The organism is Pelosinus sp. UFO1 (assembly GCF_000725345.1).
Classification (GTDB): domain Bacteria; phylum Bacillota; class Negativicutes; order DSM-13327; family DSM-13327; genus Pelosinus.
Window position 1 is genome coordinate 4,172,205 of sequence record NZ_CP008852.1, and the last position, 25,199, is coordinate 4,197,403.

The 25,199-nt window shown below is 37.2% G+C and carries 21 protein-coding genes and 1 riboswitch; of the genes, 5 read left to right on the forward strand and 16 right to left on the reverse strand.

Features of this window, described 5'->3' with window-relative positions; genetic code table 11:
- Positions 1–283 precede the first annotated feature (283 nt).
- Complete coding sequence (locus UFO1_RS19695; RefSeq protein ID WP_038673614.1) at positions 284–838, reverse strand: GNAT family N-acetyltransferase; 555 nt, start codon at positions 836–838, stop codon at positions 284–286.
- 71 nt (positions 839–909) lie between these two features.
- Positions 910–2,535, reverse strand: coding sequence for an ATP-binding protein (locus UFO1_RS24160; RefSeq protein WP_051789026.1), 1,626 nt, complete (start codon positions 2,533–2,535; stop codon positions 910–912).
- Positions 2,536–2,835: 300 nt separating this feature from the next.
- Between UFO1_RS24160 and UFO1_RS19705 the strand changes: the two genes are divergently transcribed.
- Both UFO1_RS19705 and UFO1_RS19710 read left to right on the forward strand, forming a co-directional pair.
- The gene (locus UFO1_RS19705) at positions 2,836–3,267 is read left to right on the forward strand and encodes a response regulator (RefSeq protein WP_038673615.1); all 432 of its coding nucleotides are present in this window, start codon (positions 2,836–2,838) and stop codon (positions 3,265–3,267) included.
- A gap of 10 nt (positions 3,268–3,277) precedes the next feature.
- Positions 3,278–4,987, forward strand: coding sequence for a GGDEF domain-containing response regulator (locus UFO1_RS19710; protein ID WP_051789027.1), 1,710 nt, complete (start codon positions 3,278–3,280; stop codon positions 4,985–4,987).
- A 103-nt stretch (positions 4,988–5,090) separates the two neighbouring features.
- On the opposite strand, the gene UFO1_RS19715 is transcribed toward UFO1_RS19710, so the two are convergent.
- Together UFO1_RS19715 and ald are read right to left on the reverse strand one after the other, a co-directional pair.
- Positions 5,091–6,500 (reverse strand): amino acid permease, encoded by a 1,410-nt coding sequence (locus UFO1_RS19715; RefSeq protein ID WP_038673616.1) that lies wholly within the window; start codon positions 6,498–6,500, stop codon positions 5,091–5,093.
- Between the two features lie 143 nt (positions 6,501–6,643).
- A complete protein-coding gene (gene ald / locus UFO1_RS19720; RefSeq protein WP_038673617.1) occupies positions 6,644–7,792 on the reverse strand; it encodes an alanine dehydrogenase in 1,149 nt (382 codons plus the stop codon).
- Between the two features lie 404 nt (positions 7,793–8,196).
- Between ald and UFO1_RS19725 the strand changes: the two genes are divergently transcribed.
- Complete coding sequence (locus UFO1_RS19725; RefSeq protein WP_038673618.1) at positions 8,197–9,762, forward strand: sigma 54-interacting transcriptional regulator; 1,566 nt, start codon at positions 8,197–8,199, stop codon at positions 9,760–9,762.
- Between the two features lie 94 nt (positions 9,763–9,856).
- Here the strand turns inward: UFO1_RS19725 and UFO1_RS26080 are convergent, their stop codons facing one another.
- The 8 genes from UFO1_RS26080 to UFO1_RS19755 all read right to left on the reverse strand — a co-directional run bounded on the left by UFO1_RS26080 (position 9,857) and on the right by UFO1_RS19755 (position 18,711).
- Positions 9,857–9,985: a hypothetical protein gene (locus UFO1_RS26080; protein WP_256380528.1), complete on the reverse strand. Its 129-nt coding sequence runs from the start codon at positions 9,983–9,985 to the stop codon at positions 9,857–9,859.
- A 73-nt stretch (positions 9,986–10,058) separates the two neighbouring features.
- Positions 10,059–12,026 (reverse strand): methyl-accepting chemotaxis protein, encoded by a 1,968-nt coding sequence (locus UFO1_RS19730; RefSeq protein ID WP_038673619.1) that lies wholly within the window; start codon positions 12,024–12,026, stop codon positions 10,059–10,061.
- Between the two features lie 208 nt (positions 12,027–12,234).
- Positions 12,235–12,319, reverse strand: a riboswitch (cyclic di-GMP riboswitch).
- Between the two features lie 186 nt (positions 12,320–12,505).
- Positions 12,506–13,441, reverse strand: coding sequence for a 4-hydroxyphenylacetate decarboxylase activase (gene hpdA / locus UFO1_RS19735; protein WP_038673620.1), 936 nt, complete (start codon positions 13,439–13,441; stop codon positions 12,506–12,508).
- A 3-nt stretch (positions 13,442–13,444) separates the two neighbouring features.
- The gene (gene hpdC, locus UFO1_RS19740; RefSeq protein WP_038673621.1) at positions 13,445–13,711 is read right to left on the reverse strand and encodes a 4-hydroxyphenylacetate decarboxylase small subunit; all 267 of its coding nucleotides are present in this window, start codon (positions 13,709–13,711) and stop codon (positions 13,445–13,447) included.
- 4 nt (positions 13,712–13,715) lie between these two features.
- Complete coding sequence (hpdB, locus tag UFO1_RS19745; protein ID WP_038673622.1) at positions 13,716–16,418, reverse strand: 4-hydroxyphenylacetate decarboxylase large subunit; 2,703 nt, start codon at positions 16,416–16,418, stop codon at positions 13,716–13,718.
- Between the two features lie 274 nt (positions 16,419–16,692).
- On the reverse strand, positions 16,693–18,021 hold the full coding sequence (locus UFO1_RS19750) for a 2-hydroxycarboxylate transporter family protein (RefSeq protein WP_084159881.1): 1,329 nt from the start codon (positions 18,019–18,021) through the stop codon (positions 16,693–16,695).
- Entirely contained in the window at positions 18,018–18,194 is a 177-nt protein-coding gene (locus tag UFO1_RS25325; protein WP_158442849.1) for a hypothetical protein, read from the reverse strand. The genes UFO1_RS19750 and UFO1_RS25325 overlap by 4 nt, the downstream gene beginning before the upstream one ends.
- A 301-nt stretch (positions 18,195–18,495) precedes the next feature.
- Positions 18,496–18,711, reverse strand: coding sequence for a DUF5320 domain-containing protein (locus UFO1_RS19755; protein WP_038673623.1), 216 nt, complete (start codon positions 18,709–18,711; stop codon positions 18,496–18,498).
- 312 nt (positions 18,712–19,023) lie between these two features.
- Between UFO1_RS19755 and UFO1_RS19760 the strand changes: the two genes are divergently transcribed.
- On the forward strand, positions 19,024–19,368 hold the full coding sequence (locus UFO1_RS19760; RefSeq protein WP_038673624.1) for a hypothetical protein: 345 nt from the start codon (positions 19,024–19,026) through the stop codon (positions 19,366–19,368).
- Positions 19,369–19,630: 262 nt separating this feature from the next.
- On the opposite strand, the gene UFO1_RS19765 is transcribed toward UFO1_RS19760, so the two are convergent.
- The 4 genes from UFO1_RS19765 to UFO1_RS19780 form a co-directional block, all read right to left on the reverse strand.
- The gene (locus tag UFO1_RS19765) at positions 19,631–19,966 is read right to left on the reverse strand and encodes a hypothetical protein (protein WP_038673625.1); all 336 of its coding nucleotides are present in this window, start codon (positions 19,964–19,966) and stop codon (positions 19,631–19,633) included.
- 363 nt (positions 19,967–20,329) lie between these two features.
- Entirely contained in the window at positions 20,330–20,704 is a 375-nt protein-coding gene (locus UFO1_RS19770; protein WP_084159882.1) for a YmaF family protein, read from the reverse strand.
- Positions 20,705–21,399: 695 nt separating this feature from the next.
- Positions 21,400–23,079, reverse strand: a complete 1,680-nt coding sequence (locus tag UFO1_RS19775) for a M3 family oligoendopeptidase (protein ID WP_038673626.1) — start codon at positions 23,077–23,079, stop codon at positions 21,400–21,402.
- Positions 23,080–23,093: 14 nt separating this feature from the next.
- Positions 23,094–23,291 carry a hypothetical protein gene (locus UFO1_RS19780; RefSeq protein WP_038673627.1) on the reverse strand — a complete coding sequence of 66 codons (198 nt, stop codon included), beginning with the start codon at positions 23,289–23,291 and terminating at the stop codon, positions 23,094–23,096.
- Between the two features lie 943 nt (positions 23,292–24,234).
- Between UFO1_RS19780 and UFO1_RS19785 the strand changes: the two genes are divergently transcribed.
- On the forward strand, positions 24,235–25,035 hold the full coding sequence (locus tag UFO1_RS19785) for a hypothetical protein (RefSeq protein WP_144390904.1): 801 nt from the start codon (positions 24,235–24,237) through the stop codon (positions 25,033–25,035).
- The last annotated feature ends 164 nt before the right edge of the window (positions 25,036–25,199 follow it).

The window sequence follows — 25,199 nt, forward strand, 5'->3', positions numbered from 1 at the left end:
TTGTTAAACAGGTCCTACCGAAACGAACGTAAATACCCCAAGATATATTCATAGTATGTACCTCCTTGTCGAAACTAGTTACTTATAGAAAAGTTAACAACAGGAATCTGATTCTATTATATCATTTTTTCAATCATCTTGTCATAACATATTTACATAATCTTATCGCTACTACTAGCTCAGGCAATTATCTTAGCTTTGCTATATCGATAATAGTTACACAAATAAACATAGTAATGTTCTGGCATTCTTCTATTTTTAAATAAAGTTAAGTTCCTTATATTTAAGGTACCTTATCATTTAATAAGACCATGTGTATATGGTCTTCCCATTTACCATTTATTTTTAAATATTTATATGCCAACCCCTCGTTATAAAATCCTAACTTTTCTACTACTCTTAAAGAATGTTTATTTCTAGGCATAATATTGGCTTCAATTCGATGTAGCCCAAATTCGTTAAATATAATTTCAATTCCTTTTTGAACTGCTTCCGTCATATAGCCCTTATTAATTTCATCTTTATCCGATTTATAACCAAGATGGCAGGATAGAAACGCACCTCTTACAATGTTGTTAAAAGCAACAGTACCTATTACTTTGCTATTATCATCCTTCTTGAAAATCCATAATCTAATTAGGTTTTTATTTTCAATATTAACTAGATCCTTAGCTAATTGTTCTACTTGATATTTTCTTGTATAAAATTCTTCACTTCTTATTGGCTCCCACTCTGCTAAAAAGGCTCTATTCCTTGAGTAATAGTCTAAAACTAATTCTCCGTCGGTTTTGTCTAGTACTTTTAAAACAAGCCTTTTTGACTCATAAAGTCTTTGCATGAAAATTCCTCCTGATGTTTATCCATATACCTATGCAAGTTTTCACCTAAGAGAATAGCGGGCTTGTTTTATTATTTGTTAAATGTTTTCGGCCAAGTAAAGGTAACACTAACGCCCTGCCCCACCTGAGAATCTAGAGCAATGATACCGCCATGATACTGAATAATTTTCTTTACAATCGTCAACCCCACTCCTGTACTCTCACTTTTATCTCTGGGTGCTAATGTTTGAAACATCCCAAATACCTTCTCATGAAATTGAGGATCAATTCCTACACCGTTATCTTTTACATTAAACTGGTAATATTGGTCAAGATCCTTTACTGTGATGGAAATATGTCCTTCTCTTTCAATATCCCTGTACCTTATTCCATTGCCAATTAAATTAGCAAAAACTTGCCGCATCATCGTTGGATTGCTCTGTAATCTGGGCATACCATCCCCTATTGTAATGATCACATCATCAGGAGGCATCAACTCTTCAATGACCTGCTTAATGAGATAGCCAACATCAACATCAGCAATTTCCAGATTAACCCGTCCAATCCGTGAATATTGTAAAATACCATTAATTAATTGTTCCATCCGTTCTGTTCTACTCCGTATTAAGCCTAAATATTCTTTGGTTGTTTCACTAAGTTCTTTATCACTTAGATCTTCCTCAACCCATTGGGATAGGTGAGTAATGGCACGTAATGGCGCTTTTAAATCATGAGATGTTACATAGGCAAACTGCTCCAATTCTAAATTACTCGCTTGGAGGCAAGCAACGGCGTGATTCAACTCATCGCTTTTTTCTCTTAATTCTCCTGTACGTATCATCACCTTATGCTTTAGTTGTTCCTGCCAAATCAGCGCAGTATACAATAAACCTAGTAATAATACTAAAATAGAATAACCCAGTACCCTTACGACTGTCATTTGATGTTTTACAGACTCAGTCCATGAAATCCGTGGTCCTGCAGCGAACTCCCATTGACTATCAGGCAATAATACGGGTAAAATCAGAGGTTCCTCTTGAAAAAGCTGCTCATCTCCATAGAATACCTTCCCACCCAACTGACGAAGAGAGAATCGAGTGTATTCGCCTTGCTGATCAAGACCAGCTTCTGCTAAAACTGCATTCATATCGATGACCATTGTTGCAAGGCCCCAGAATTGTTGTTCTCTATATATGGACTGCCGCGCTACCAAGCCAAAACCACCTTGCAAAAGCTGATAAGGTCCATTAAGCACCATCTGCTGTGATGAAAGGGTCCGCAGTAAAGCTTCCCTTTGTTCAGGGCGAGCCGTCGAGAAAATATTTGTACCAATTATTTTTTCGTTCCCTTCGTGTGGATAAACAAGACTTGCAGTTCCATTCGGTGCAATAATCAACGTCCGAATTCCACTTGTGGTCTTTATCAAGCCTTCCGCAAATTCATCAAAATGCATAGTCATATCGCCATGATTCCTAACAGCATCGGTAAATGCTATTAACCCTTGTAAAATTGCAAAACGTCGATTAACAGCAGCACTTAAAGCAGATGTCTTCCCAGCCAATTCAGATGCAACTGTTACTTGAACATCCCTAATTAAGCTCTCCTCATAATGCTTTAATAAGACTAGCTCTAGCATCATACCTAGGCCAATTGTCAAAGCAAAAACAATCGTAATCTGTCGCTTGCGCCATAAAATTTGCGTATTGTTTTTTACCATGCCACACCTTCCTCACCGACTCTCTTATCAAATAATCCCTATCCCTCTTCTATTATTTTAAAAGGAGTATTCCAATTTCATCGAATTAATAAATGCGTGCAGGATTCTCATTGTAAGTCGAGAATTATTAATTATTGACTCAATTCGTCAAAATATTATAATTTTTTTACATAACAATACAGGTTTCTAGTCTTGATTTTTCTTCTACTGCTATCATACACGTTAATAGTGCTGTTGTTAACTATTTTATCGCAATTCGCATTACCATAGGTTAGCCTGTTATGAAGGAGCGTAAAGGGAATGACCAGTAAAGAACTACATCTTTTACTTGTAGAAGATGATGCTGTAGACATCCTTAATGTACAGCGATCTTTCCGAAAAATGAATCTATTGAACCCGATGCATGTTGCCTACGATGGTTTAGAAGCTCTAGCCCTACTCCGCGGTACGGAAACCGCCCCTCCGATTCCTTTTCCAACACTCATTCTCCTCGACATCAATATGCCTCGTATGAACGGTCTCGAATTTTTGCGTGAACTTCGTTCTGATCAACGACTACAGCATTTAAGTGTTGTTGTATTTACGACCTCGGATGAGGAAAAGGATATCATAGAAGCTTATAATTTCCATGTGGCAGGTTATATTTTAAAACCTGTTGTTCCCGAAAAATTCTTTGAAGTTATGATTGCTATCGAAAAATATTGGAGTTTATGTGAAAATATAACCTCCTGAGGTGATAAAAATGATCAAAGATACGCTCTGCATTTTAATTATTGATGATGATAGCATTGACCGCCAAATTATTATTCGCGCCTTACGATCTAGTCAAATTATATGCACTATTTTAGAGGCAGCTGATGAAGCAAGTGGCTTAATCCTGTTAAAAGAACATACTGTTGATCTGATCTTTATTGATTATCAATTGCCAGGCAATGACGGATTGACAGTATTGCGTCGGATGAACAGCGAAGGACTTGCTATTCCCATTATCATGCTTACGGGGCATGGCGACGAAACCATCGCCGTTGAAGTAATGAAAGCTGGGGCCTATGACTATTGTTCCAAAAGCAAAATTACTCCAGATTTTCTACAAAAGCTAATCCAATACAGTCTTGAATCCTATGCCTCTCGTCAAAAAATTCTGCAAGCTAAGGAGCGAATTCATAAACTAGCTTACTACGATAGCTTGACAACACTACCCAACCGCACCCTCTTTCATGAGCATGTTGCCCAACAACTAAATAACGCCTTGATCAATCAAGAAAGTTTGGCCCTCATCTTTCTTGACATTGATAATTTCAAATTTATTAACAATACTTGGGGTCACTCAGTGGGAGACAGTTTACTACAAGGCATTAGTGCCCGTCTCCAAAGAGCCCTCCCAGAGCAGTTTATTGCCCGCATGGGTGGCGATGAATTTATGGTATTGTTAACAAATGCGTCCATCCAAAAGACTGAAGAAGTGGTAAAAACAATCCAAACTATATTAGAACCAGTTTTCATTTATAACGACTACCATTTCTATATTACTAGTAGCATTGGTATTGCTCTTTATCCTGACCATGGTAATCAGATGGATTTTCTACTACGTAATGCTGATACTGCTATGTATACAGCAAAAAATTTAGGGAGAAATAACTATCAATTTTATACTGCCGACATCGGAATTGCACTCGCTGAATCTATGTCCTTAACCAATGAACTACGCCCAGCCCTGGCTAATGATGAATTTCTGCTGTATTACCAACCAAAAGTAAGTATAAAAACTGGTCGGATTATCGGTGCTGAGGCTTTGGTACGTTGGATCAGCCCAAAATATGGGATGGTTGGGCCTGATAAATTTATTAAACTTGCCGAGGAAACAGGCTTTATTATCACATTAGGGGAGTGGGTTTTCTATACGGCTTGTAGCCAACTTCATCAATGGCAAAAAAGAGAGCTCCCCATTGTTCCAATCGCTGTGAATTTTTCTCCGAAACAATTATTCCATCAACAAGTTCTATCAATGATTAAATCTACCCTCAATGCAACGGGTGTTGCTGCTCATTACCTAGAGATTGAAATTACTGAAAGCGCCGCTATCGAAAATGAACTATTCCTCCAATCTTTACTCCAAGAGTTGCGTAATATGGGTATCAAAATTGCTATTGATGATTTTGGGACTGGTTACTCTTCTCTCCACAATATTGTTCAATATGCGGTAGATACTTTGAAAATTGATAGAAGTTTCATCCAAAAAGCCACTAAAGAAAATAGTAAGACAATATTATTAGTAAGTACTATTATTACCATGGCACAAAATCTAGGGCTCAGTGTAATCGCCGAAGGAGTCGAGACTGAAGAGCAACTGGCTTTATTACAGAAACAAGGCTGCGATGAATATCAAGGTTACTTATATAGTAAACCACTCCCCGCTGAGGAATTTATTCAATTACTCCTGAAACAGCAATAAAACTAAAGACTTCTCATCAAGCTATTATCACTTATTCTATTTAAAAATAATGAAAAAGGCCTGCAAAGTCAAAGAACTTTGCAGGCCTTTTTTTGTCATTATTTTATTTATCAAGTGGAAGATTTACTGATTGTTCTTGCTCTGCAAGAGTGCTATGATGGCGACTGTAGGAGAAATATACCACCATGCCAATTACATACCATATACCGAAGAAAATGAAGGTATTCGATGGCAAATTACTAATCAAATAACCGCAGAATAGTACAGCAAGAGGTACTGTCAAAGCAACGGCAGGACAACGGAAAGGTCTGAGGGCATCTGGTTGTGTTTTTCGAAGCACCCAAACACCCGCGGAAACAATACAAAATGCAAATAACGTTCCCAAATTGCATAATTCAGCGATAATGTTGATAGGTAATAAGCCGCTTAATATACATACCACTGCACCTGTAATCATTGTAATTACATGAGGTGTACCATGAATGGGATGGATTTTTACCAAGCTTTGCGGAATCATCCCATCACGGCTCATGGCTAAGAATACACGTGTTTGCCCAAATATCATGACTAGTAATACCGTGGTAATACCACAGATTGCGCCAAGGGCTACCACTGCGCTACCAAAATTCATGCCAATTGCGCGAAGGGCGAAAGCTACTGGCTCGCTATTGTTTAACGAGGAATAAGGGACGACGCCTGTAAGAACGGCTGCGACCGCGATATATAATACGGTACAGACCAGCAGTGAACCAACAATTCCGATGGGAATGTCTCGATTAGGATTTTTACATTCTTCTGCAGCGGTGGATACTGCATCAAAACCGATGTAGGCAAAGAATACAATTGCTGCGCCACTGGCAACACCACCTAAACCGAAGGGAAGGAAAGGTTCCCAGTTCGATGGGTTTACATGAGGTGTTGCTAACAATAGGAAGAGGGCAACACACCCAAGTTTGATAAAGACCAAGACTCTATTTAATTTCGCACTTTCTTTTGTACCTAGTACAAGTAAGTAGGTCAAAAAGGAGACAATTAACACAGCGGGAACGTTAAGAATACCACCATCTGCGGGAACGGCAGTCCAAGCCTTAGGGAGGATAATTCCTGCGGTCTTCAATAAACCAACTGTATAACCAGACCAACCAGCGGCAACCGCTGCCGCTCCTACAGTGTATTCACATATAAGTGCCCACCCCACAATGAAAGCAATAATTTCCCCTAATGACGCATAGGCAAAGGTATAGGCACTACCTGCCACCGGTATCATAGCGGCCAATTCTGCATAGGCTAATGCAGCGAACCCGCAGGCCAGACCTGATAAAACGAAGGAGAGCATGATCCCTGGTCCGGCATATTTCGCTGCTGCGACTCCAGTAAGTACAAAAATACCGGTACCGATAATACAGCCAATTCCCAGTAACACCAAATCCACTGAACCAAGAGACTTTTTCAAGGCATGTTGTTCTGTGCCTTTTACCATATCTGCTATGCTCTTTGTACGAAACAGATTCATTTGGTTTCCTCCCTCTTTTTAATTGCGCTAATTTTCCGTTAATTTAAACGAAAATGATTGGATGCCAAAGTGGCGACTACTGATGCAAGGATACAGCACTCCCACCTTTAGTAATAACAATCAATCGGTTCTCTTATGGTTTATTAGCCTACTAGCTCGCTAGGCAATTCGGAGGCAGTTACAATTGCCTCTGTCCAAGGAATATATTTCATGCCAAGAGAATCAGCGACTGCTTTATAAGTCACCATGCCACCTACCACATTAAGTCCTTTAGCGAGAGATTCATTTTCCTTCACAGCCTTCTTCCATCCCTTATTCGCAATCTGCAGAGCATAATCCAAGGTTGCATTGGCTAGAGCAAAGGTGGATGTGCGGGCTACAGCGCCAGGCATATTTGCAACAGCATAATGGACCACGCCATGTTTTACGTAGGTCGGTTCGCTATGGGTAGTAATTCGATCAATGGTTTCTACGGAACCACCTTGGTCAATGGCAACATCTACAATTACAGATCCGTCACTCATGGACTTAACCATATCTTCGCTAACAAGTTTGGGCGCTTTCGCTCCTGGCACTAACACTGCTCCTACAAGGAGGTCAGCCTTCTTCACCCAGGAGCCGATATTATAGCTATTGGACATAACAGTGGTAACTCTCCCTTGAAAGATATCATCGAGATACTGTAATCTTTCCGTTGACTTATCCAAAATTGTCACTCGAGCCCCCAGGCCTAGTGCCATTTTTGCAGCATTGGTTCCCACTATGCCGCCGCCAACGATAACGACTTGTGCTGATTCCACTCCAGGTACTCCTCCGAGAAGAATCCCCTTTCCTCCGCATGGTTTTTCTAAAAATTGTGCACCAATTTGCACTGACATACGCCCCGCTACTTCGCTCATTGGCAATAATAGAGGCAACGTACGGCCTACTTCAATTGTTTCGTAGGCTATACCTGTAACTTTATTAGCCAAAAGGGCTTTGGTTAACTCAGGTTCAGGAGCAAGATGCAAATACGTAAATAAGATTTGACCAGGTTTGAACAAATCATACTCAGAAGGCAGTGGTTCTTTGACTTTCATAATCATGTCCGCTTTAGAAAAAACTTCTTTTGCAGTGAGTAGAATTCTGGCACCAGCCGATTGATAAGCTTCATTGCTAATACCACTGCCTAATCCAGCATTATGCTCAATGACAACAGTATGACCAGCCTTGTTCATTGCCTCTACACCAGCAGGTGTAATGGCGACGCGGTTCTCGTTGTTTTTGATTTCCCTTGGCACTCCAACAATCATAAAAATGACCTCCTTTTAGTATAACTATTATTGCAATTGTTGTGCCAAATACTGGTAGTACAAAAACATAGGCCCTAAATTCAGCATCTATTCGTTTTTCTATACATGGTTAATTTTTAAAACAAATAGTATTGCAACGTCCACAAATCAATTGGAACAAAATCGCTCCAACAATCGGAACAATTTTGTTCCAATTGGATTAAAATCGTTCCAATAGTTCCTTGCAAAGACTTTTGTATACGGACATTACTTGCTTACGTGATTAATTTTTATACCATTGTAGATATTTACAATGGTATAATATAGTTGTCATGCTATATTTTTCCAATATGTAGTAACAGTTTCAGATAAATCTTCATATAACCATGTGACCAATTTGCTATTTGGATGGAGAGTGAATCACCATGGCTACTATTTGTCTGAGAATTACCAATCAGGATCGGGTGGGACTTGTTCTTGATATCTCGCAAGTCCTGGCAAGGGATAATATTAATATCTTATCAATGGAAGTCTCACCAAATATTATGTATCTAGAAATAGAATCACTATCACCTAATAAATATGCTTTTATCCATAAACAATTGTGTTTAATTCCACAAATTATTACTGTCGACCTAATCTCTAATATGCCTCACCAAGAGAGAGAACAACAGCTCAAAGCTGTCATGGATACGATTGGTGATGGCATTTTAGCAATTGACAAAGAAGAAGTTATAACCCATTTCAATCCCGCCGCTGAAAAAATTCTAAGTTACCAAAGTAATGAGGTACTAGGTAAAAAAATTAAAGATATTTTCGTATCTGAGATACCTTTATTGGAAGCACTACATGAGGGGACGCCTTATAGCAATTGCGAATTCGTAGTCTCAACGACGAGAGGTAAGAGTCATTATATTACTAGTGGGTGTCCAATAAGGGACGCCAACGGTATTACTATTGGTGCAGTAGCAGTATTAAAAGCCATGCATGATGTTAAAGAGCTGGTATATTCCGTAACAAAACCTCACATTAATCGATTTGCTGACATCTTGCATGTGAGCGAAAAGATGAAACATGTCATTAATCTGGCGAAGCTTGTTGCAAAAAATGACTCTACAGTACTGATTCGTGGAGAAAGTGGTACTGGTAAGGAACTTTTTGCCCGCTCTATCCATATGGAAAGCCTTCGTCGAGAAAAAATATTTGCTCCCATTAATTGTGCAGCTCTGCCAGATGCTTTGCTCGAAAGTGAATTATTTGGTTATGAAGACGGATCTTTTTCAGGGGCAAAAAAAGGTGGTAAAAGTGGCCTTTTTGAATATGCTAACGCTGGGACGATCTTTTTGGATGAGATTGGTGAACTCTCCGCTAGTCTTCAGGCTAAACTATTACGGGTACTGCAAGACGGCAAGATCCGGCGCATTGGCAGCAATCAAGAAATTTCTGTTGATGTTCGAATTATTGCTGCCACTCACCGGAATCTAGAAGAAATGATTCGAAAAAAAGAGTTTCGCGATGACTTATACTATCGCCTTAATGTCATTCCTATCTACATCCCCCCACTGCGTGATCGCAAAGAAGATTTGCCTCTATTAATTGAAAGTTTATTATTAAAAATAAACCATCGCTTAAAAAAGCAAGTAACCCATCTCTCACAGCCTGCAATGAGTAAACTGATGCAACACGATTGGCTGGGAAATGTTCGCGAATTAAGAAATGTTATTGAACGAGCAGTTAGTCTGGTTTCCCAAGGGGAAATTACCCCAGAACATATTATGTTGGATCAAATGAACTTACAAACAGCTTCTAGTGTGTTACCCATTACAAATCGAAAATTGAAGGAAGTTCTAGCAGAAATGGAGTGCCATATTCTTCGCGAAGCGATTAAGACTCATGGGACATCACGTCAGGTTGGTAATGTCCTTGGTTTATCCCATACAGGTGTATTAAATCGAATGCGAAAATATGATCTTTCAGAAAAAAAGGTCTAGCTACATACTTATTTTCTCCTATGATGGTCAATTGAATAACAAAAAAAGTCCCGATGAATGCTCCCCCAAAAAGGAGTCTATCATCGGGATTATTTTATAAACTATAACTATTATTGTCAGTTATATATTGCTCGAGTTCCTTTAAAATTTGGGGAAGATTCTTAAGTAACTCCTCTAGTTCTTCTTTTCCCATCTCCAATCCTACCACCATTTCTTCTTTCATTAAACACACTCCTATAGTAATTTCAGATTTTTTTACCTGTATAAGTATGATCAACTAAAAGTAAATTATTGCATTAAATTGTAAACTTTCTAACGGCTTTCTGCATTTCCTCTGCCAGATTCGCTAACGCATGGCTTGAAGAAGCAATTTCTTGCATCGAAGCTGATTGTTCCTCTGTGGCTGCAGAGATACTTTGGGTTTCTCCAGAATTGTTTTTTGTTATTGCATTAATATCCTGTATCGCGGTAACAATTTTATTACTGCCAACGTCTACTTTTTGAATAGAACTAGTAATCTCACGAACCTGACTTAGAACTGTCTCAACCAATATTTCTATCTGCTTAAAGGATTCTCCAGCCTTATTAACCACTTCGCTTCCAATGTGTACTTCCCTTGTACCATTATTCATAGCTACTACAGCCGTATCTGTATCTACTTGAATTTCGTTAATCATTTCGGCAATTTGCTTTGCTGCATGCTGAGATTGTTCCGCTAATTTACGTACTTCCTCTGCTACAACGGCAAATCCACGCCCTTGCTCACCAGCACGAGCTGCTTCAATCGCTGCATTTAATGCCAATAAGTTTGTTTGTCCAGCAATTCCAGAAATAGTATCTACAATTTGTCCAATCTCTTTCGATCGATTCCCTAACTTAGCTACTACTTCCGCCGATCCCGAAACAGTCTTTTCGATGATATTCATTTGACTCACAGCACTACCAATCGCCACATTACCATCACTCGCAGCACTAGCCGCCTGTTCCGATGTTGCCGCTACTGTCCTTGCATTTCCTACAACACGCTGAATACTTGCTGACATTTCCTCAACTACAAGAGAAGCTTCTTCCACTGCATTCGATTGTTTTTCTGTTCCTTGTGCTACCTCAGTTATCGATGTAGCTACTTGGACTGATGCATGAGCTGACTGCTCGGCACTAGCGGTCAATTCTTCCGAAGATGCCGCCAATTGTTCTGCTGTTTGCGCCACATTTTTCATTAGATTTCGTAAGTTTTCTGCCATTTTTGAAAAGGCTAATGCTAGCTGTCCTATTTCATCATTAGACTTAATTATCAGATTCTGCTCTGTTAGATCTCCGCTAGCTAGTCGCTCAGCCTGCTCAGTTAATTTTGTAACGTTTCCTGTTATTTTACTAGCCAATACCCAGCTTGCAGCAATTGAAATTATAATGCCGATTAAAGCAATCAGTCCAAACTCATAACCTAACTGTTTGACTTGGCTATAAACATCTTCTTTGTCAACTGTAATACCCAATATCCATCCCGTAGATGGTATTTTGGTATAAATCATTAATTTTGATACGTTATTCTCTTCATAACTTTGAACACCGTTATCTTGAGATAACATTTCTTTTGCCATCTGTTTTAATTGTGGATTTTCATTAATATTGGTCGAAATTTTCGTTGAATCTGGATGGGCCAACGTAATTCCTTGTTGATCTACAATAAAACCGTTTCCTTTCCCATGTAAATTAATCTCTTTAATTCTCTCACTTAAGATATCTAGTGTAATATCAATCCCAACAATACCTTTTGTATTTCCTGCTGTATTTTTCAATGGAACAACTGCTGATACAATATACTTTTTAGTTAATGCATCAACATAGGCATCAGTAAATGTTAATTTATTTGTTTCTTTTCCTTGCTTGTACCACCCACGTTTACGAGGGTCATACCCCTCTGGAAGGGCTGATCCTGAGCCATCAATCATCCTGCCATCTTCTAACCCTACATACAAATCAAGTACGCCAGGATCAGACTTATAATTTTGCACAAAAGAAACTGGTATATCATTATCACCTAATACTACCTGAATGTTTTGACTAGTCACTACTGCCGTTTGAGCCTTTGTTAATAACCAACCATCTAGTTGTTTTGAGTGACTGTTAACAATAGAAAACATTTCATTTTTGATATTTTCTGTTACTTGCTTTTTAGCATCAAGATATCCCATGATTGTAACTGCCAATAAAACAGAACTCGTAATAAACACCAATGCTAAAAACTTCATTTTCAATTTCATATGTACACCACTTTCTATTTAATTTCCAACCATATTGAAACATTATCTTAAATCTTGAACCATTTATTCAGCTAGTGTTTTGCATTTTTTTAGTTTCGTGCATATTAGCACATCAACAATTCCATTCACTCTTTTGTTAACTTTTGGGACAAGCGATACCTCCTCTTTTAATAACAAAAACTGCCAGGTAACATAATGTAAATTTACAAAATGCAACCTGGCAGTCATGAATTAATATTGTTAGACCCATGGCTTTGCGTCCCTACCTTTCGATAGGTTTGCCTATATAGTTATAAATTGTCATTTTCGACACAAAAATATAAACTCCTCTAAAATATGCCATTTTTTTCAAAAATATAGTGGCTTCAGATTATTATGTTTTTGCTATAAAAAAATAAAGCATAACTTTGCCATTACGGCAAAACTTACGCTTTATATTACATTGCTAAACCATCGTGGGTTTAAATTACATTATAAATTTAAAACGCTGTATCATGACCGATATAGCAGGCTATATTATTGTGAAGAAATAGATCCTGTATTTCTTCCATCTGGGCATCGCTTACACTACCACTAGTCGCATAATCATAATTTTTCCCTAGTTGGCGCCATTTCGATTCGCCTAGTGTATGAAAAGGTAGAATGTTTATTTCAAATAGATTATTTTCCTGCATAAAGTATATCAACTTTGACATATTCTCAACATCATCATTAAAGCCACCGATAACTGGCACTCTGATGATAATCCTTCCCTGCCACTGTGAATTCGCAACAGAAGATATATTGGAAAGAATAATATCGTTATATACCCCAGTTTTTTCTTTATGCTTTTGTCTGTCCATGTGTTTTATGTCAACGAATACAAAATCTACATATTTCATTACATTCAAATATACTTCTTCATCAGTATATGCTGTTGTTTCGATTGCTGTATGGAAACCATTTTTTACACACTCTTTTAGGATTTCAACTAGAAACTTATTCTGCATCAAAGGTTCGCCACCACTAAAGGTTACACCACCTTTTCCGCCCCAATTATTAGAATCCCTTTTTAATATTTTCATTAACTGATCAACAGTATACTCTTTTGCACATTGCTTTAAGCCACTATAACAACAAGCCTCAGCACATTCAAAGGTTGTACAAGCATCACATGTTTCCCAATTCAACACTGGTTTTCCATTAGCAAAGCTTAGCCCGCCTCTATTACAGGTATCCTTACACAATGAACAGCCTTTATTATACCTGCAACTTCTTTCGCTAAACATGATATGAGGTGTTCTGCTCCAACTTTCAGGGTTCGCACACCATCGACAACTTAGAGGACATCCACTCATAAATACAGTCGTTCTACAACCTGGTCCATCATGAACTGAAAAACTCTGTATATCAAATATTACTCCTGTTGTATCCACTCTTTACCTCTTATCTTTAAATTCATGGGCAGCACAAGTTCCTGCATTAAGGCTGCCATATACCCAATCTTCCTTAGATAACCCTTTGCATATTCCGATACCTTGTTCATCCTCATCATGAAACTGTTTACAATTGTTACATTTTGGTGCTACTGCTAGTCTGTCACATACGTCAGTATCTATATTGATGAACTGCTTTGTTAATCTGCATATTCCTTTACTTGCATCAATACTGCAAAAATGTAAACAATCAATATGTTTTAATGCCATCTTCCTATACTCCTTCATGTTCAGTTCTAGATATTACTTCATCCTGTATTGGTTTGCCTAATTCACACCAATATTGTGTAAAACCAGCTACACGAACCAGTAAATCACGATGCTCCCCTGGGGCTTTTTGTGCTTGTTTTAATATAGTAGAATCTATTATATTATATTGGACATGGGTGCCGCCTCTGCGCATATAGGCCTTAGTCAAATCCAATAATTTTCTTGTTCCTTGAATACCTTGTAATGCACCTGGATGAATTTTAAGATTCATCTGAGAGTTTTGGGATGTGGTGTGATCCCAAATGTTAGCTGATTCAAATAAAGCATATAAACCGCTTGTATCTGTTCCTGGATATGCAGATACGGAGCCATCAGAGTAAGTAGTTCCACCTAATCGTCCGTCTGGAGTCGCCAACGTAGCCGCACCTTGTGGACCATGAGTTGATACTGATATTTGACAAGGATACATTTTCTTACCATATAAAGATTCGGCACGAGAACAAGCAATAACTAACCATTCCTCATACTCTTTTAAAATAGTATCAACATAAGCATTGTTATTGCCAAATTTAGGAGTTGTTAAGCAATCAGCATATATTCTGTCATACTGATTATTTTCGGCAATCTTTACCTGCTCTGCTAATGAATAATTATTAATTTCAGCGGCTTGTTTATAGCCAAAGTTGTTTAAAATACCATCTGTCATTTCTTCAAGAGTATATTTCTTGCTGTCATATACTAAACTTTTTAAGGACGCTAGAGAGTTGACCATTGTGATGGTTCCACAAGTTTCCACATTAAATGTTCCATTATACCGGTAACCCATATTCCCTATATGTTGCCCTTTATCTAAAGAGTCTGGTTTAAGAAAAGAGTTGATAACCGACATATTTTGTTTCCGCCAAATATCATGTTCGATATTATTCGTTTTAGCAAGAATCCCTATCGTATCTTCATAATATTGATTAAATGTTGCAAGTAATTCTTCAAAGCTGGCAAGTTTTTTATTATGCGGTGGATAAACCTGCATTCCAGTACGATGATCTTTTCCGTTAGTCAAAACAAGTTCCAAAATTTTCGGATTTGCGATAAAGTGAACACCAACACTAGTAGGTTGGCCAGCGCCACCTGGAATTTCATACACCTTGCCATTGAGTGTTAATGTTTTCCAACAACAAGGAGATATTTCTAAACATCCTCCGATTGCGACGGATCGCGCCTCTTCAATTGTCATTCCTTCAGAGCCATATTGGTTTATCAAGAAATCCATAGCATTTCTATTATTAATCCAAGCAGGATATCCCGTTCCAGTTTTACAACACTCAGTACCTTTTATTAAAAACGTTTCTGGAAGTTTTTCTTCATACATAATTGTTAGCGTTGGCTGCGGAGTCCTACAACTGATCCCTGCGTCCAATATGATTTCCTCTAATTCATTCGCTGCCGATTGATTCTGTCTTGTTAACCCGCCCAGAGATAGATTATTAAAGGTATTACCTGATAATACCCCACCATTAACCCCTGCAGAAGCAAAAACATCGATACAAGTTATTTTAATTCTATATAGCTCCATTAACTCAAGGGCTTCTTCTTTGGTTAACTTACCACTATCGATATCCTGCTCATACCATGGATATAATATTTGTCCAAGTTTCCCGATGGATAGACCTGATATTACATCTTCATTTAATACTGCAATATGCAGGGTATAGGACAGCTGTAATGCCTCTCTAAAATTACGAGGTTGATTATGGGCAATGGATTCTAGGCACTCAGCTATCTCTCTATATTCTTCTTTCTCTTGATTACCTACTGCCGTTGTTTCTAGAAATCTTGCATGTTTGGCATAATTAATAATCCACTGTTGTAATCCTTCTATTCCATGTATAACAGCTTCATAAAAATAAAGACGATCCATACCGATTAAGCCATCACCATCTGCATTTCCAGCAACTTGATTTCTACATTCCTCTGCCATTTCCTTAAGCTTATCAAAACCATATTGTAGAGGATAATAATAATTTATGACCTCGCGCCCCTGTGGTATTGTATAACCAGAGTCAAACATACAGATTAAACTTCTCATTATCTTTTCTTTGGTATCATATTCTGGTACCATTTTTTCATACCTAAGGCTTACATCCTCAACAGATTTTCCAACCCATTCCTTCGCAACTTTTAACAATACAGGTATCTCTTCTTTTCTCATTCCAAACTTACCAGCGATGGAAACTACTTCCCCAAAACTTTTCGTTACATTTCCACCGCCTTGCCCTATATGGCTGAGTTCATCTGCAGCACTTCCGATGGACCTGGCAGCCTCCTTTTCTATCTCATCTCCTTGAGCGATGAAAAAACTTTCGCTTAGCCAAGGCATTGGGAATGATCCTCTATAATGGCGGGTCTTTTGCATGACCAGTTTTTCACCTGGCACAATATTAGGTGTAGCGCGAGAAAATGCTTCTTTTAACGCTTTCGCTCTTCTGACTACTGTAACCTCGCCATCTAATTCTTTCCATTTCCGATTATACCAATATGGAAACTCCATATCTGCTGTCCCCAAAGTATTATAAAAAATATCCCTTAAAGCATTCGCCCTAGGTGTTGGTTCTTTTAATGCTTGTGTACTCTGATTAGAGAGCTTATCAGAGTTTATCCCTTTCGCTGCTAGAATACTTTTAATTTTAGCTTCTTTTAACTCGTCCATGTATTTACCTTCCTTTCTCCCATCTATACACCATTTTAGTATTATTTTTAATCACAAGATAGTGTAAATTGCACGAATAATAAAAATCCACCTAAAATTCCTGTGTTTAAACAAATACCCCCACCTAAAATTCATTAATTACAAAAGAAAGACTTGTCCCATGCCAGATATCAATAACCGGCAAAAGGTCAAGTCTTCCTAATTTTATAACGCAATTCATTATATTACACACTATTCTATGTGTAGGCTTGGAAATTCTGAGTGAAGAAGTTTACTATTGCCACATCCTTAACAATATAGCGGCAAGAACTACCACACTCGCTCCACCAAGACGGGTTGCCACCTGAGCAAAAGGCATCATTTCCATTCGATTCGATGCTGAAAGAATCGCAACATCACCAGTACCGCCTAATCCACTGTGACAGGCAGTTACAATTGCTGATTCCACTGGATACATGTTCATTACTTTACCAATATAGAACCCAGAGGAAATCATAGCGATAACTGTTGCCGCTACTGTTAACACATAGGCGGGAGTTAGCGCTGCAACAACATCACCCCAAGGTGTGTATAACACACCAAGTCCTACCATTAAACCCCAAGTCAAGCTAGCAGCGACAAACTTGTACATATGATAAGCACCTTGTTCCATTTTCGCTGGCATAATATTTAATGCTTTGACAATAGCTGCTGAGAAAATCATGATAATAGCTGCTGGGATACTAATAAACACATTAGCAATTTGCCCAAATATAAAGAATGAACACGCCAAAAGGAGACCGGCCCCCATAAGAGGAAACTCCACTGGTTTATTATTACCTTCTTGAGCAGCCTTTAATAATGCATCATCGCCTGCTTTAACTAACATACCATTTCCAGTTAGATGAGGTTTACGTTCACCTAATTTTTTCAAATAACCAGCTAACATAATTGCTACCACATTTCCGAGCATGGCTGCTGGAACCAACTGAGGGATAAACTTTTCATAGGGTTGATTCAAAATCTCGGAATAAGCCATGGAAAGAGGTAGAATCCCCTCACCGATACCGCCAGAAATAATTGGAATTACAATATAAAAGAAAGTGTGATGCGCTCCAAGTCCTGCAAGCACTCCTACGGATACACCCACAATGACACTCCCTAAAGTTCCCACTACTAATGGTACAAACAACCGCAAAAAGCCTTGAATCAATACTTGACGTTGCATACCTAGAATACTTCCTGTAACTAAGCAAGCAATATAGAAGTATAAGAAATTAGAAGTTTTCATTATAGCAGTAATTGCTTTCATCGATGCTGGATTCAATAAATTATAAAATACCATTATAGATGGAACAAACATACACAAAATAGCCGGACCGCCAATGTCTTTAAGAATAGGCAACTTAATTCCTACATCCCCTAGAAAAATCCCCATAATCATCATAATAGCAAATCCACCAATCATATCAGCGGGTAATTTTCCGTAAACAGAAGCGGCATAAATGACAGCTGCAATAATCAAATATAAGGGAAGAGGAATCACACCTATTTTGAATGTGCGCACTTTGTCCCACGGACTAGATCCCATTTGATCCATAACCAACGTTTCTTCCGTTTTCATACTATCCCTCTTTTCAAATTAATAATTTTACAATGTGCAATTCTAGCGGTCGCTCTTGTTTTTACAAATTTAGGATCCACGTTAACTCTGGCAACATCCGTTCTAATGGCTTCACCTGCTCCTGCAGGTGAAGAAGATATAAGACCCAAAACACGAGTACCATCACTCACCACTAGTCTACAACCATAACCGCCCATATAAATTTTGTATTTTTTTGTAGAACTTTGCAAAGTAATAACCGTATTGTAATGCATTTTCAGAAATAAGTGTATATTATAAATTTTTAATAAATAATAAGCAATTAAAATAACTTAGTTAAATATTTATCTAACTAGTGCATGTCCTATATAATGTGATTTTTTTGCATAATAAAAGCCCCCCCGAAGGATGCTTTTTATAAGCGAGAATGACTACTCAAATAATGGATAGCCTCTTACTCGATTAATTATTACTACTCCGACTTCCCTTAGCCTATTAACCATTAGAGATGATTTGAGCTTTTAATTGATCAATTTCCTTATGAATTTCGTTTAATTCATTTCTAAGTTTTATCTCATTTTCCAGATATTCTTTGTCATCCTTTCTATCTTCGTCTTCACCTAGGAATCCAGCAATCAGTCCAATAAGACTTGAAGCAAAGGATAATACCAATGCCAGTCTAATTAATGTTTTTAAACTGTCACGGCTCATATTATCAACTCCATAAGTAAGTTACAACCCACTATTCTTTCTACTATAGGTTCCTACTTATAGTATGTAATATCTTATTTTTGTGTCCCTGTCTTTCATTTTGGCCATAAGCACTCACAGCTGTCCGTAGCAGACGATGCGGTCCCCAGGCCTGTCGACCCTCTAAAAATGGGCAAGATCTGGCTAAATAATAGCGGCTTATTCTTTATGACAAACTCCTCTGAAAAAGATTCTGTTGTGAAAATACATCGGCACAACGAATAATACATATGTTGTAGAGATACAGAGTTCTATTTGATGAGGTGAAAGACCTTGGAAGAATTTAAATTACTCCCGGACCAATCCATATTTTTTGACTTAACTCCAGAAGAAGTCACTTTGGTTTTCTATTTATTAGGTATCACTTTCTCACAAGCGTTAACTATTGATGAACTTAATCTTGTGGCAAATGGGTTCTTTGAAATAGCACAAATAATGTTTGTCATTGCCTCGAGTCGAGAGTTAATTAATGACGCTATAGAAGCACAACAAAAAAAGGAAGATACAGAAAAAGAGAAAATTGAAAGAAAATCCATTGGAGAGTTAGAGGCAGAGATAAAAAAACTACAAGACCATATTGAAAACATGCAAAAACAAATTAACGAATTAAAGAGATAAGAAAAAGGAAGAAAGTTTAATTGAAATATATCATAGCAAGAATTTGATGCTTTTTGCCTTGAAAAGCAAGTTAAACCCAAAACAAAAATCTGGATGACCTTAAAAAGATCAACCAGATTAATTGAAAAAATGTTATGAGGAACGCATTGAGGTGTTCTTATTTTATTATACATCGAATGGTGAAGGCGATCCGTGCCTTACTAATCCACTCTTACATGACTTTACTCATTGTTACTAATACTTATCATGGTACTTCATCTTCTTATTTTTCAAGTGTTTTTTCTTTTCCGCCATTTAAAGTTTTTTGTAGCATTTCAGCGGCAGACTGCACAGCCTTCTTCGTCTTTCCGCCAACTATAATATGGTATTCGGGTTTCCACCAAGATCCGCCGATCTTATCAAAAATAATGTTAGCCTGGGGGTGCGCCTCTACTGTCTTTCTAACGCTACGAGAAATATGGGATTTAAGCAGGAAAAATATAGATAACGATAGTTCGCTACGGACAGGGTTCTGTGTACGATATATTTTATGGTCACCTTTAATTAATGGCTTGTTGTTGATTTGCATTTGTTTTTCTTGTCTATATTGGTGTTGCACGTTTGTCCCCCCTTATTTATTATATTCTATATTTTATCAGGTATTATCATGAAAACATATACCCAATATTTCTCAGTGAATTTTCTACAGATATATATTCATTAATCAGTGGGTAATTATCCAAACAATACAACAGCTATACCAAAAAATCATTTAATGCTCTTAATAAAAACCACACAAAGCAAAAAAGCCACGAATTCGTGGCTTAATAAGTAATCGGGATTTGCTTGGTGGAGGCGATCCGCGACCTTGCAAATCCACCTATCTAATGGTTTATGGAACCGTCACCTGACTCATATAGGCAGGTCCTTCAGTAAATATCAAAACCCCGCAAATTAAGCGGAGCTTTGATCGATAAATAGGCTAATCGCCAATTGGGTCTAGAATTAGGGTAGCGAATTGGAATTCGTGAAAATGCCCATCAGCCACAGTGGTTACGCCAGTTGCAAAATGCACATGTCTGCCATTACCTACATCAATTGGGAGACCTGTCCTGATTCCAACTTCGTGATGATGATCTTCGTAAAAATCTGTGCTAGTTAATATTTCATGTACATGACTGTTTCCCTGCGGTATAACTTCACTTGAAACCCCGGCAAACCGATGGTTATGCGGGTCCGTGTCCGCTTCAGCAATCTTGACGCTTCCTTGAAATTCATGTACATGTGTTTGGGTTGGAGAGCACTCACACTCACACTCACAGTCATCCTCATGTTTCTTTCTAATGTCTTCCGTCATTATATATACCTCCTTCAGTTTTATACGGCATTGAATAATATGCTCGTGGAGAGCCAAATATACGCTCAAGTTGGTTCTGGTGCAAAAAAAAAATCCATGATATAAGCTCACCCCCGAGGTGCAGAGAATGCCACAGAATTTGTTTAAATGGAAACATTTCGAGTCTGAAATTATAATGTTGTGCGTTCGCTGGTATCTTAAGTATCCAATCAGTCCACCGTTTGAACTAATAAATTGGTTAATCCCTTATATATATAGTAACGGTTAGCTATGCTTTGATACAGAATGAGTTAAGGTATTCTCTTAGCTGATTTAGTTCAAGGAGAGCAATCACAGACTACAATTGATAGAGTCTTTTTTTGTCCAAAATCAGCAATTAAAATTAACAGAGCCTAAAAAAAAGTAAAACCCGCTAATCACTCTCCTTGAAAGGTAGATAATTAGCGGGTTTACTACTTTTCAAATTTCCGGATTTGTATGGTGGAGGCAAACCGTGACCTTGCAAATCCACCCACGTCATGAGCCAAAGAACCGTCACCTGACTCATTCAGGAAAAAGAATTTCTAAGGGTAATAAATAAGTTTGCTTTCCCAGTAAAGCTACCTATTTCTTGTTATGAAGAATTTCTAATTACACAAAATTAATTACACTCCCGTAAAAATGTACATTTATAGCTAATACCTTCTGCGTAATCACTATAATTTAATCTTCTCAACAAGTTCTTTCATAAATCCATCTTCAAAAGGACTTTTGAGCCCAACATTATGAAGCATATTAGGGAAATAATCTTTTGCTGATTCCAAACAGAATGCAATATATCTTTGCCAAGCATCCTTGTAATCTTCATCCATTCTTATTTTAAATTGAAGTGCACATGTTTGTGCAAGACAATAATCAATATAATAGAATGGCCAGTTATACACATGCTTCTGTAACTGCCAAGTACGTCCATCACTATAGAATTCATCTTCTTCAAAAGCAAGATGTGGCTTATATTCTTTTTCTAACTGTTTCCAAACTTCTCTTCGTGCGCTAGGAGTAAGTTCTGGTTTGGCATAAATTATTTCCTGAAATTCATCTATCATACATCCATATGGTATAAATGCAATGGCCTCTTCAAGGTGCATTCTTCTATAATCATCGCCTCTGTTACCAAAGAATACATCCATCCATTTGCCTGTAAAAAATTCCATTGACATTGAGTGGACTTCAGCGGTTTCATTAGTTATGTTGTTATGTTCTACTATTTCATCATTTCTTGTCAGGTATCCTTGAAAGGCATGACCACATTCATGTGTCATCACATCCACATCACCACTTGTACCATTAAAATTAGCAAAAATAATTGGTGCCTTATAAAGCATAAGCATCTCCATATAGCCACCTGTAGCTTTATTAGGCCTTCCTAGTACATCAAATAATTCATGTTTTAACATAAAGTTAAAAAATTCCTTTGTCTCAGAAGATAATTCGCTATACATATTTTTGCCTGCTGCAAAAATATCATCAGCAGTTCCAAGAGGAATAGGATTTCCTTCAAGGAAATAAACTCCTTCATCAACAAAGTCAAGTTTTTCTAAACCAAGGCGTTTTCTTCTCTCTTCATGAATCTTAGATGCAACTGGAACAAGAAATTTCTTAACTTGATTTCTAAATTTAGCCACATCATTTTTATCATATGAATTACGTTTCATATTGTAATAACCAAGTTCAACATAATTACCATATTTCATTGCCTTTGCCTGTTTATTACGGTTAGCTACAAGCTTATCAAAAATCTCATCTAATTCATCTGCAATAGTAAGTAGCTTTTCACTTCTCACTTTTGATGCTTCCATTCTTGTTGCCCTATCGTTTGACTTTAAATATTTTCCTAATAAAGAAAGATTAAGTGTTTCTCCTTTAAATTCAACCTTAGTTTGTGCTATTAATTTATTATATCTTGATGTAAGAATATTTTCTTCCTGTTTAAGTGGAATAAGTACATCATCAAAAGCTTTTAACTGAATTTCAATATCTTTAAAGGGAACTTGTCCTATCTTATTTTCAAAGTAAGTTCTATAGTTAGAATTAAAAAGTAGTTTTTGATATTTTACTTTGAAACTGTCAATTTTAGGAGATACTTCATCATAATAGTCCTGTTCCCCTTCATAAAATTTATCTGTCACATTACCATCATGTCTCATTCCCGCTAAAATCATTGCAGTACTGACTTTTCCCATTACAGTGTAATATTCTTTATGAACTAAAAATTGTTCTTCTCCATTTTTTGCAGCATTAAAGTCTTTTATTATTTTCGAAGTTTCTTTTTCAAAAGATTCAATTGTTATTCTTTCATAAGGAAGCTCTGATAATTTGAAATTTTCGTCTTTCATTCTTGTCCCTCCTACTATGTAGCATATTTAAATAGTCTTACATCTTCTATTATATCGTTTTTCCTAATATTACCATACATAATTTTTATTATCTTTTTCTTAATTTCTTCTTGTGCCCAATAATAATCAGCTGATACATGCTCTAGCCTTCTTAACGTATTCTCATTATGCATGCTCCGTACTTCTTGGGTCGCCGTTTCAAAAACACTCATATTCGCAACCCCCGCCACATACTGGGCGTACTGCTGAGGTAACCTGCTTTGCAGGCGTTTTCACGTCTCTTTTGAGTCTGTCTTAGTGGTTTTATTTATCAGTCCCTATTCCTGGCAGACTAGCAATCTAAATGCAATTTCTTTAACGTATTCTATCTATTAATCTCGCCCCTCTTTTGCTGGCGTCGTACTTCCTTTTCTTCTTTTTCAAACTCAATTCCACATTGGCGACAAGTTACTTTCATAAAACAAAACCTCCACCTAGTATAGAATAGATTCTATTGTGACTGGAACCATAATGTGGCCATAAACAGAACCATAACTTGACCTAAAATCTCAAACATGATGATTTTAAGTTATTTTTATATTATATACGGAATCATAAAGTAGCCTAAAGTTCAAAATGCAAGCATAAAATGGCCAACAGTACTAAAATCACCGAGCTTTTCGCGCATTGACACCTGCATAGTGACACTACCTACAAAAGCAAATTACAGACCTAATCTTAGACTAACTTTATTAAATACAAAAAGGAGGCTTTACTCTTGGCAGACGAAAATTTAAAAAGTCCAAATAAGACTATTACCGAGCAATCCTCTTCCTGCTGTAAATTTTCAAACACTCAAGAATCAAATCATTATAAGGAAATACTGAGAGCATGCTTAAAACAAAATCCGGACTTAATTTCGAAAATACCCGAAAAATATTGACAATAATATCAAAAGCAGTTAAAAGAGCGTCTTATTGCACCCTTTTAACTGCTTTTGTACTTTCAATGAAAATAGAGGATTTTTCATTAAAATCGCCTAACAATAATAAATTACACTTTATTATTGTCGGGATATTCGCAATGCTTTTTTATTTTTGGATTACATTGTTTTATCTCATTACCAAGCCCCTCGTTGGCTACTTAACTAACTACTATTTGATTGGAGTGAAACAAATGGAGAGATTTCCCTCTATGCTTTTAGAGGTCCAGCCCGAAATAAACGTAATTTGGAATTCCTTTGATAAAAAGACAAAAAAATACTGGGATGAAATACAAGCTACACTCAATAATACTCTTATTGTTCCCGGCTATCAGAGTGCTGAGATAAACAAAAATAATTACGCAACTAACCAGTTGGTTACCACACATCCTATTATTCAACAGGAAACCGGTTATTCTTATTTTATTTTGTTATATCTTAATAGAAAAGAAGCTCAAATGTATGATGTTGCCCATGAACTAGCTCATATAGAAGTAGTTACCATGCATGGATATAGTTATCTGATGCTAAAAAGTCAGGTAGATTCTGATCATATTGGGAATTTAACACCCCATATTTCATTAGTTTGCGACGTGGCAATTCACCCAGTCATTGACGGTATCTTGAAGGAACGCCGTCTTTTTTCAGATAAATTCTATCAAAGGAAGTATACAGGAATTCTTAATGGTTTGGAAAGAGCAGCAAAGGCATTTGCAATTTCCTCAAAAATTAATTTTCTAGATGCTTTCATTATAATTGAAGCAAAGCATCGATTACGAAAACATATTTATAAACAGATAGTGAATCGAGCGGAAAGCATGGGACTGAATCCGTTGATTTCATTTGCACAAAAACTCCCCCTCTTCGAATTCAATCATAAGGATCCCCGAGAACTTGATGCAGCTATTCTTGCAACATGCAAGGAAATTGAAATTGATCTAGATAGTCTTGGATTATTTCAACTAGTTAATAGGAATAGCGTGCCATTTGGGTAAATTAAAAAATCCTTTTGAATTTACCCAAATTTTGAGAATAATATTCTAAAAGTAAGCCATCTCAACTGATCTGAGCCTTTGCCATTGGATACAAGCTTTGGGTTTAGGTCATTAATCAAATAGAGCTATATCAATGAAGAGAAACCCACTCAAGGACGGTCCAG